This window comes from Rhizobium sp. Leaf311 (assembly GCF_001423445.1).
Lineage (GTDB): Bacteria > Pseudomonadota > Alphaproteobacteria > Rhizobiales > Rhizobiaceae > Agrobacterium.
The window spans coordinates 641755-651239 of the sequence record NZ_LMNZ01000004.1; the positions used below are offsets into that span (position 1 = coordinate 641755).

At 56.0% G+C, this 9485-nt stretch carries 11 protein-coding genes and 1 tRNA gene; 4 read left to right on the plus strand and 8 right to left on the minus strand.

Annotated elements, in window-relative coordinates:
* Window positions 1-23 precede the first annotated feature (23 nt).
* The 3 genes from ASF69_RS08870 to ASF69_RS08880 all read right to left on the minus strand — a co-directional run bounded on the left by ASF69_RS08870 (window position 24) and on the right by ASF69_RS08880 (window position 2788).
* Window positions 24-1931 carry a PhoX family phosphatase gene (locus tag ASF69_RS08870; RefSeq protein WP_062586919.1) on the minus strand — a complete coding sequence of 636 codons (1908 nt, stop codon included), beginning with the start codon at window positions 1929-1931 and terminating at the stop codon, window positions 24-26.
* Window positions 1932-2050: 119 nt separating this feature from the next.
* Complete coding sequence (locus ASF69_RS08875; RefSeq protein WP_244475426.1) at window positions 2051-2347, minus strand: hypothetical protein; 297 nt, start codon at window positions 2345-2347, stop codon at window positions 2051-2053.
* A 102-nt stretch (window positions 2348-2449) separates the two neighbouring features.
* A complete protein-coding gene (locus ASF69_RS08880; RefSeq protein WP_062586920.1) occupies window positions 2450-2788 on the minus strand; it encodes a DUF2147 domain-containing protein in 339 nt (112 codons plus the stop codon).
* 508 nt (window positions 2789-3296) lie between these two features.
* Here ASF69_RS08880 and ASF69_RS08885 point away from each other — a divergent pair.
* Entirely contained in the window at window positions 3297-3563 is a 267-nt protein-coding gene (locus ASF69_RS08885; protein WP_062586921.1) for a sel1 repeat family protein, read from the plus strand.
* Window positions 3564-3791: 228 nt separating this feature from the next.
* Here ASF69_RS08885 and ASF69_RS08890 read toward each other — a convergent pair whose 3' ends face one another.
* Window positions 3792-4904, minus strand: a complete 1113-nt coding sequence (locus tag ASF69_RS08890) for a pyridoxal phosphate-dependent aminotransferase (RefSeq protein ID WP_062586922.1) — start codon at window positions 4902-4904, stop codon at window positions 3792-3794.
* A 135-nt stretch (window positions 4905-5039) separates the two neighbouring features.
* Complete coding sequence (locus ASF69_RS08895) at window positions 5040-5393, minus strand: hypothetical protein (RefSeq protein WP_062586923.1); 354 nt, start codon at window positions 5391-5393, stop codon at window positions 5040-5042.
* A 282-nt stretch (window positions 5394-5675) separates the two neighbouring features.
* On the opposite strand from ASF69_RS08895, the gene ASF69_RS08900 reads away from it, so the two are divergent.
* Both ASF69_RS08900 and ASF69_RS08905 read left to right on the plus strand, forming a co-directional pair.
* A complete protein-coding gene (locus ASF69_RS08900) occupies window positions 5676-6893 on the plus strand; it encodes an FAD-dependent oxidoreductase (protein WP_062586924.1) in 1218 nt (405 codons plus the stop codon).
* 11 nt (window positions 6894-6904) lie between these two features.
* The gene (locus ASF69_RS08905) at window positions 6905-7699 is read left to right on the plus strand and encodes an HpcH/HpaI aldolase/citrate lyase family protein (RefSeq protein WP_062586925.1); all 795 of its coding nucleotides are present in this window, start codon (window positions 6905-6907) and stop codon (window positions 7697-7699) included.
* 2 nt (window positions 7700-7701) lie between these two features.
* Here the strand turns inward: ASF69_RS08905 and ASF69_RS23350 are convergent, their stop codons facing one another.
* From ASF69_RS23350 to ASF69_RS08915, 3 genes are all read right to left on the minus strand, one after another.
* Complete coding sequence (locus ASF69_RS23350; protein WP_200939053.1) at window positions 7702-7878, minus strand: hypothetical protein; 177 nt, start codon at window positions 7876-7878, stop codon at window positions 7702-7704.
* 78 nt (window positions 7879-7956) lie between these two features.
* Window positions 7957-8307, minus strand: a complete 351-nt coding sequence (locus ASF69_RS08910) for a hypothetical protein (protein WP_062586926.1) — start codon at window positions 8305-8307, stop codon at window positions 7957-7959.
* Between the two features lie 104 nt (window positions 8308-8411).
* A tRNA-Ser gene (locus ASF69_RS08915) sits at window positions 8412-8502 on the minus strand.
* Window positions 8503-9071: 569 nt separating this feature from the next.
* On the opposite strand from ASF69_RS08915, the gene ASF69_RS23565 reads away from it, so the two are divergent.
* On the plus strand, window positions 9072-9485 hold a 414-nt coding region (locus ASF69_RS23565; protein ID WP_244475427.1), incomplete at its 3' end, for a porin.

Below are 9485 nucleotides of genomic sequence, written 5' to 3' on the forward strand. Positions count from 1 at the left end.
CTTTTCCGATTTGAGAGGCTCGATCAGCCGATCATGGCGTTGTCGTTCCGCTTGATGGCAACGACGGTCGAGCGCGGCAGCTTGCCTTCGCCATCCGGGAAGGGGGCGTCGGGATGCTGGATGCCGACGAAGTGGGTGCGCTTGTCGGCAGACCATGTCTGGCCGGTGACTTCTGCGCCCTTCGGTGCCGTCAGGAAGCGCTCGATGCGACCGGAGACGGGGTCGCCCGCCAGCATCTGGTTGTTGCCCTGTCCGGCATACTGGCCTTCATTGGTGTCTTCGCCGTCTGTCTGGATCCAGAGCAGGCCGGTCGAATCGAACATCATGCCATCGGGCGAATTGAACATGTTGCCCGAATTGATGTTGGACGAGCCCGCATAGGCATCCTTGTGAACATCAGGGTTGCCGGCCATGCAGAACAGGTCCCACTTGAACTTGCCATCGGCATGGTCGTCATTTGCGGGATACCAGCGCACGATCTGGCCGTATTCGTTCTTTTCGCGCGGGTTTGCGGCGTTGAGAGCCATGGCATCGCCGCCGCCATTGGCGCGCAACTTGCCGTCCTTGGTAACGCCGCGGTTGCTGTTGTTGGTCAGCGCGCAATAGGCTTCAATGGCGACAGGGTTGATGGCGACCCATTCCGGACGGTCCATGGTGGTTGCGCCCACCTTTGAAGCGGCCTGACGGGTGAAGACGCAGATTTCATCCATCTTCATGCCGGTGGATTCGGGCGTCAGCGCCACCCATTCGCCATTGCCATCATCGTTGAACTTGGCGACGTAGAGCGTGCCTTCGTCCAGCAGTTTCGATGTATCGCCACCCGGCACGTAGATGCCGTTGGATACGAATTTGTAGAGGAACTCGCCACGCTCATCGTCGCCCATGTAGACAACGACACGGCCATCGCGCGCCACGACGACTGCGGCGTTCTCGTGCTTGATGCGACCAAGCGCGGTACGCTTGATTGGCGTCGACGATGCGTTGGACGGATCGATTTCCACGACATAACCAGCGCGACGCGGCTCGTTCGGGTTCTTGGAAACGTCGAAACGCTCATCGAACTTCTCATAGCCGTAGCGGGTCTCGGCGGCGATGCCGTAACGCTTGTAGTCGTCGGGCATCTTGAAATCGGCCACGGTGGAGCCGAAGTAGCCGTTGAAGTTTTCTTCGCAGGTGAGGTAGGTGCCCCAAGGTGTGCGGCCCGCGCCGCAATTGTTGAAAGTGCCAAGACAGTCGATACCCTTCGGGTCGGCTGCCGTCTTGACGAGCTCGGAGCCGGCGGCAGGGCCGGACAGCTTCATCGGTGTGTTGTGGTGAATGCGGCGGTTGAACGGGCTGCCGACGACGATCTCCCAGCCGTCCTTGTCTTCAGTCACTTCCATGACGGTAACACCCTGCATATGCTGCAGGATCTTCACCTCGTCCAGATTGGCTGGCATTCCCTTTTCGCGATGGGGCAGGTTGGTTTCGTTGTTGACATATTCGTGGTTGACCGCGATCAGCTGGTGGCTGCCAACAACGAAAAGCTCCATGCCATCGGTGTTTTCACCAAAAACCTTGTCCGAGTTTTCAAGGCTTACACCCTTGACCGGATCGATATCCGGCACGTTGGGGAACAGCGGCTGGCCCCATTTTGCAAGCGGCTTCCAGCTGTAGCCTTCCGGCACATGGATGGTGTTGTCGGTGGCAGCCGGCACAGGCTTGAACGGAAAACGCGAGGCTTCCTGTGCCTGGGCAGAGGTGGAGCTGGCGAGATTGCCAAGTGTGCCAAGAGCGGCAGCGGCAGAACCAAAGGCCAGAACGCCACCCAGAAAACCGCGGCGTGAAATGGCCGATTCGACAACGCGGTCGAAATCGGTAACGGCAGGCGGTGGGTTCTGAAGTTCGTCCCACTCATCCCAGCTTAGCTTGCTTGTGTCGATGTTGGTCATGGCGCTCTCCGTTGGCTTGCAGTTTGGAACAATTCCAGACGGGGCAACTAAAGAGAGTTTATTACATCGATATGACGGAAAAATAACGCGAATATACCCTTGGGTTGTACATTCGCCAGCTAGGACGGCAGGTTTTGAAACGATGCCCAGATCATGAATCCCAAAAGTACAATCATGATAAAGATATAGAACGGGCGAAACAGAAAAAACCGCTCCCAGTTGGTCAGGTTCAGGTTGTAGACGGTAATCTTCTCATCGATCTTCAGCCTGTCCAAATTGCTGTCGATGGAAAAATCCCAGCCGTTCTGCTTATAGAAATAGTACTCTCTCACCTGCGTCGCGATCTGGTGCAGGATCAACAGGGAGAGCGCGCCGAGTGCTGCCGCTTTGATGAGGATTTCAAAAACTACCATCATCTTGGATATGAAGACCGTCCAGATCGCTCATTGTGTTTACGGCATTGCTGCCTCATTCAAACAATGTGGACGAAGCCTCGCCCCGTCCACATCGTCCACGGATTACAGACGCGACCACGTCTGCGACTTGCACAGAACTTTCAGCACGCAGCCCTTCATGCTCAGCGAGCCGCCGGAAACGGTGCCGGTGCCGGCATAGGTCTTGTCATTGGCGGGATCGGTGATCTCGCCGGAATAGCTGTTGCCCTTGCCGCTCATCTTGCCAATCTGTTTTCCGGCGTGCTTGCCGGTTTTCAGCGTTACGCAGAAAGCTGAACCGCAAGGGGCGATCACGGCGGTTTCGCCGCTGGCCGTTTTCCAGTTGCCCTCGATAGCCTCCGCTGCAAAGGCACTGCTGCCCATCAAAAACGCGGCAGCGGCAAGTATCGTCATTCTCTTCATAGGGACCTCCCAATCCTGCTGTGGCCAAACCTTCACGTCGCGCCAGATCTGGCATCCGCATCTCCTCACGCGGACGCCGCAATTTATAGTTTACGTGAACGTAAAAGGAAATATGGATCTTCGCAAAAACCTCGGCTTTTCGCGGTCCGGACCTCGTAAAAACGATCATCGCAAAAACGCCTGTTTGAGACGTGGTTACAAAAGGGTTGAATTCCATCCGTAAACTTTTTGTAAAATTGTCGGCAAAGTCCTTAATTTCCGGGGGCTGTGATATTTAACAAAAACCCAACTTTACCAATCGTTTGGACTTTGTTTGGCTCCCATTAATCATGGATTTTAAGCGCCCGTTGAAGCCCGTTTGGCATAGTGGGGACATCGAAAGAGCAGAGCAAATCTGCCGACGGAAAAGGCCAGAACAAGCCGCAGAAGACGGCAAGGCCGGAACCGAAAAAGCCTCCGAAGAGGGGCGCTGACACGACGCTAACGGGCAAACAGGGATTAGAAAAAAATGGCACGCTTTGAAGTTCGCGATATCGAAATGGCAGTCGCCGGTGGCCAAAGCCGCGCGGACGTCTTCTGCAACCTCGGCCTGATCTATGCGACAGGCCGCGGCTGCCCGGTGGACCTCATCGCTGCCCATAAATGGCTCAACATCGCCGCTATCAAGGGTTCGGAACGGGCAGCTTCGCTGCGCGCCGATCTGGCCCGCAACATGACCAAGGCAGACCTCGCAACGGCACTTCGCGCCGCCCGCGACTGGATGACCGCACACTGAAAATACCGCGCCGGGGCAACTGACGCGCAACAAAAAGACAGAGCGATCGACAGATCGCCATTCCTTCCGGCTGGTTCCTCCAGTCCTGGCCGGACCATAAAAAGAATAACCCCGTACAGGGAACAGCCAGATCCACGCTGAACATCAAACCGCGACCGGCAGAAACAAGGCCGGCGCGGTTTCTCTATTTTTGTTGGCAAGATGCTTGGCTTGAGCGCTTGGGGTTCATCAACCCAATGTCTTCAAAACCTTTGGCAGCGCCTCGGCAAAAAGATCGAGCTTGCTATCCGGCGCTGCGCTGACGCGGATGCAGCGGTTGAGTGGTTCCACACCGGGCATTCGGATGAAGACACCGTGTTCCATCAGCCCATCAACGATAGCCCTGGCGTAGACCCCATCACGCCCACAGTCGATCGCCACAAAATTTGTTGCCGAGGGAAGGGGGCGCAGCCCGTTCTGCCGGGCTATGGTGGCGATACGCTCACGTGCATTAGCGATGCGTTTGACGACATCGCGCAAGTAAGCCTGATCCTTCAGGGCCGCGAGTGCGGCGGCCACGGAAACGCGGGACATTCCGAAGTGATTGCGGATCTTGTCGAAAGCCTGCGCATTGCCCAGTGTGCCGATTGCGTAACCGACGCGGGCGCCCGCCAGCCCATAGGCCTTGGAGAAGGTGCGCATACGCAGAACATTCGGCATCCCGATCATGGCGCGCACACTGGGGATGGCGCTTTCCGGTGCTGTCTCGCAATAGGCTTCGTCCAGCACCAGCAGACAGGTTTCAGGCAGAGCCTTGGCGAAGGTCAGGACTTCGCTTGCTTCCCACCAGCTGCCCATCGGATTATCCGGATTGGCGAAATAGACCAGCGGCGCGTTCTCTTTCTTGACGAGATCAAGCAGCCCGTCGAGATTTTCATGGTCATCGAAATAGGGTGTCGTCACCAGACGCCCGCCATATCCGTTCACATGATAATTGAATGTGGGGTAGCCGCCAAAGGAGCTGACGACGGGCGTTCCCGGCTCCACCACCAGCCGGACGATTTCGCCAAGAAGGCCATCCACGCCACTGCCAACGGCAATATTATCGCGGGACACACCGTGATAGATGGCCAGCGCCTCACGCAGTTCGAAGTTTTCCGGATCGGCATACATCCAGGTCTCAGACGCCGCCTGCTTCATGGCCTCAAGGACCGAAGGAGCGGGGCCGAAACCGCTCTCATTGGCGCCGATTCGCGCCTTTACAGCCAGCTTGCGATTACGCTCAATTGCTTCCGGACCAACGAAAGGCACGGAAGAAGGAAGCGAAGCGGCGAGAGACGTAAAGCGCGAAAATGCGGACATTTCAGAGAGTTCCGTTATCCGTTGAAACAACGGCCACACAATAGAATCAAAATTGGCCCGCGCAAGGCGGGCCGTAGATATTGCAGGGGTTATGAAGTCTTTTAGCGTTTACGCTGCGTGGAGCGGCGGTTTGCTTCAGAGAGCCGTTTCGAAGCTCAGCCGACGCACGTGATGCAGGAACTCCGCATCGATTAGCATGTTGAAGCCAACGGTGGCCTGTTCTTCCTCGCGCCGGATGAGCGTACAGCCGATTTCGTCCCTTATGCCGAGAACCTCAAGGTAGAAGTTGTTCGGCAGATCAAGATGCGGGCTAACCTCGATATCCGCGCCATAAAGGGAGATATTGCGGATTAAGCAGCGCATCGTATTCTTCGTGCTGAGGTGATGGCCGATAAATGTTATCTTGCCAGGACGATCGACGCTGTATTTCTCATACATTGCATCCTGAGGAACGGCGTCGTGCGAATTGATGTGTACGTTGAGCGCCATGACAACCTCCCGATTGCCTTTTTGTTCTGGATTTGATCATACACCCGCTTCATTGCCAAAGGCTGAATCAAAACGTTAGGATTGAAGCGTTTCTGGCCTGTTTTGCCACAGCACCCTTCGCAACCGAACCGGATTTCAGTGCAGAAACGTGTTTACTCCCAAAAGGTTGCGCCAAGCTGGCGCAATTGGGCCCCGTGGTGCCGGATGATGCACCACCCCTGCAGTTGACGCGGGGCGTACTTAGCGTTACGCCTTTGGCATGACAGACCTATGGAGCAGTACATGGCAGGCAGACTCGTCATCGTCGGAGCGGGGCAGGCCGCCTTTTCCCTTGGCGCAAAGCTTCGTGCCTTAAAAGACGAAAGACCGATCACGATGATCGGATCGGAAGACGTCTTGCCGTATCAAAGGCCACCTTTGTCCAAGAAATACCTGATGGGCGAGATGACTTTCGAACGGCTGGAGTTTCGTCCTGCCGAATGGTTTGCCGAGAATGATGTCGATATCCGCCTGTCCACATGGGTCGAGGAAATCGAGCGCGCGGCCAAGACCGTGCGGATGCAGGATGGCAGCAAGCTGTCTTATGAAAAGCTGGTTCTGGCCACAGGCGCAACGCCACGCACTTTGCCAGCGGGAATCGGCGGAGATCTGGATGGCGTCCTGACCGTTCGCGACAAGCGTGACGCAGACCGCCTGATGGGCGAAATGAAGCCGGGCCGCAAATTGCTGGTGATCGGTGGCGGCTATATCGGGCTGGAAGCGGCAGCAGTTGCCCGGAAAGCCGGCCTGGACGTTACGCTGATCGAAATGGCAGACCGCATTCTTCAACGCGTCGCCTCTGCTGATACGGCAGCCATCATGCGCGATGTTCACCGGGCAAATGGAGTTTCCATCATCGAGAAAACCGGATTGACGCGGCTTCATGGAAAGGATGGCCACGTCACCTCTGCCGAGCTTTCCGACGGTACGGTACTTGATGTCGATTTCGTCATCGTCGGCATCGGCGTTACCCCCAATGACCGGCTGGCACGCGATTCTGGTCTTGATAGCGGCAATGGCATCCTCGTTGATTCCTACACGCGCACTTCAGACCCCGACATTCATGCAGTTGGTGATTGCGCATCGCTGCCGTGGGAGGGCGGGCGCGTCAGGCTGGAATCCGTGCAGAACGCAGTCGATCAGGCCGAGGCTGCGGCCGTGGTTCTGACCGGCGACGAGAAGCCCTATGCGCCGAAGCCGTGGTTCTGGTCCGATCAGTATGATGTGAAGCTGCAAATCGCCGGTTACAATGCGGGCTATGACGAAACAGTGCTTCGCCCGGGACAGCGCGAGGGAAGCTACTCCATCTGGTACTTCCGGCAGGGCAAGTTCCTCGCCGTCGACGCGATCAACGACGCTAAGGCCTATGTCAGCGGCAAGAAACTGCTGGATACGGGGAGGGAGCCTGACCGTACGGTTCTTGCCGACGCTTCCGCCGATCTGAAACTTCTTCTGGCGTAAAGGACCGCTCCATGCCCGCTTCTCCCAACCACTTCAAATACGCCATTCAGCAGGGAAAGCCGCAAATCGGTCTCTGGCTGGATATGGGTGAGGCCATTACCGCGGAAATTGCCGGGACCGCCGGTTTCGACTGGCTGGTCATCGACGGCGAACATGGCCCTAACGACCTGCGCAGCATCATTGATCAATTGCGCGCGCTCGCCACTTCCACTGCAGAACCTGTGGTGCGTGTGCCGACCGGCGAAAGCTGGATCATCAAACAGCTTCTCGACGCTGGAGCCCGTACGCTCCTCATCCCAATGGTCGATACCGTTGCCCAAGCGGAGGCTCTAGTCGCTGCCATGCATTATCCGCCGCGCGGCATACGTGGAATGGGTGCCGTGGTTGCGAGGGCATCTGGTTTCAACACGATCGAAAATTACGCTGAAACTGCCTCGGACGGTCTTTGTCTTCTGGTGCAGGCGGAAACGAAAGCTGCGCTTTCGAACCTTGACGAAATACTCAAGGTGGAGGGTATCGATGGAGTCTTCATCGGCCCCGCTGATCTGGCCGCAGATATGGGCTATCTCGGCAAAATCGATGAGGAGGAAGTCCAGCAAGCCATAGAAGGAGCGATTACGAGAATCGTTGCGGCCGGAAAGGCAGCGGGAATATTGACCTTTAACGAGGCATATAACCGTCGTTATCTGGAACTCGGCGCGACCTTCGTTGCCGTTGGCGCCGATGTTACGGAGTTTTCAAGCGCAATCCGGGCGCTTTGCGCACGATATAAAGGTGGCGATGTCAAAAAGGCTTCCAGCTACTAGGATCAGCCGTCGTTGCTGGCATTCAACTTTGCTGGATGGATGCCTTCCTGACCGGAAAACAGAAACCCTTCGCGGATAAGATATTCGCGGACGATTCTCTTGATCGCATCTTCCCGCGCCATATGACTCTCATTGGAGAATGCGGCGAGCGCTGTTTCGACTTCATCTTCAAACTGCAATTGATCTCTCCCTACGTTCAAAAACGGAAAAAGGGTGAAAAGGCATGACCTCCTCACCCTCTAAATTCTCAGGCACTCTTAGCGCCAGCGATAGAAGCTGCTGCTCTTCTGGTCCTGGGCTGCATTTGCCACAAAATATCCGAGCGCGAAGCCGAGCGCGCCGACCACCGTCAGCAGCGATGTTGCCGTGCCTGGATTTTCGCGGGCTGCTTCAACAACGTTATGGCCTTGAGCCTTGACTGTCTGCGCCGCGGTCTGAGCAACGCGCTGAACGCGGCCACGGGCTTCATCGACAAATTCGGATGCATCGTCGGACAGTGTGCCCGCACGCGCCGATACCGACTTGGAAAGAGATGCAATCTGCGAGCGGAGCTCGGCAATCTGATTCTCGACTGTGTCTTCCACAACGTTCAATTTGGTCTGAGCCATTTGAAATCACCCTTTGCTGTTGGTCGAGGTGGTAACGCAGTGGGCAAAACAAATGTTCCGCGCCGCAACAACAAAGAAGCAAAGGTATGTGGGGATTTTGATGATGGCGGAGAGGATGGGATTCGAACCCACGATACGCTTTTGACGTATACTCCCTTAGCAGGGGAGCGCCTTCGACCACTCGGCCACCTCTCCGGTGCCGCCTGATTATTGCGTAAAAAATGCGAATGCAAGGGCTTTTCTCCAAAAGATGAAAAAGACCCGCTATCACTCCCCATTTTGACTGGTGCTGACGGCTCTAACGCGATCGCGGACGAAAAACTAACGCAGGGCAAGATTCGAATCGAATTGACGCACCGACTGCAAGCGAGTCGGAGTTCCTGAGCTCACAGTGTCGGCTCCGCACCCCGACAGCGAAAGATGCTCATGAGTCAAGAATCGTTGCGGAGTGTCATATTTTTGAAATATTAGAGCGCCGATTTCAGGCTTTAACCTACGGAATCGACTGGGCTTTTTAAAGATTTGTAAATTTTGAACGATAGCGATCACTAAAATGTGTTTTTTCAGCAACATCGAAAAATGAAGCGGTCCAGCAAACTCGGTCCTGCGGTGTTTGCCGATTGCAAGCATTTAATCCTTTAGTATTTTCACAAACGGAAGCGCGGCGGTGGATCGTCCGTTTTCAATACATGGGAATGGGGCAGGGAATGCTGTCCTTCAGCAAAAGAACCCAAACCCTTTTTGAAACTTGACTGGAGGTCAACATGAACATCAAGAGCCTTTTGATCGGCTCCGCTGCGGCTCTCGCAGCAGTATCCGGCGCACAGGCCGCTGACGCTATCGTCGCTGCAGAGCCTGAGCCCCTCGAATACGTCCGCGTTTGCGACGCTTTCGGCACTGGCTTCTTCTACATCCCAGGCACCGAAACCTGCCTGAAGTTCGGCGGCTACGTTCGTTTCCAGACCAACTTCGGTCGTGACGCTGCTGGTACCTCTGACTGGGATTCGTTCACACGCGCTCAGTTCGAAGTTGATACGAAGACTGACACCGAGCTCGGCGCTCTGCGTGGCTTCATCGGCTTCCGCGGCAATGCCGACTCTGGCATTGGCAGTTCCACGGCTGGCACGTCCGGCAACCAGGGTTCTGGCGTATTCGTTGACCAGGCCTTCATCGAACTC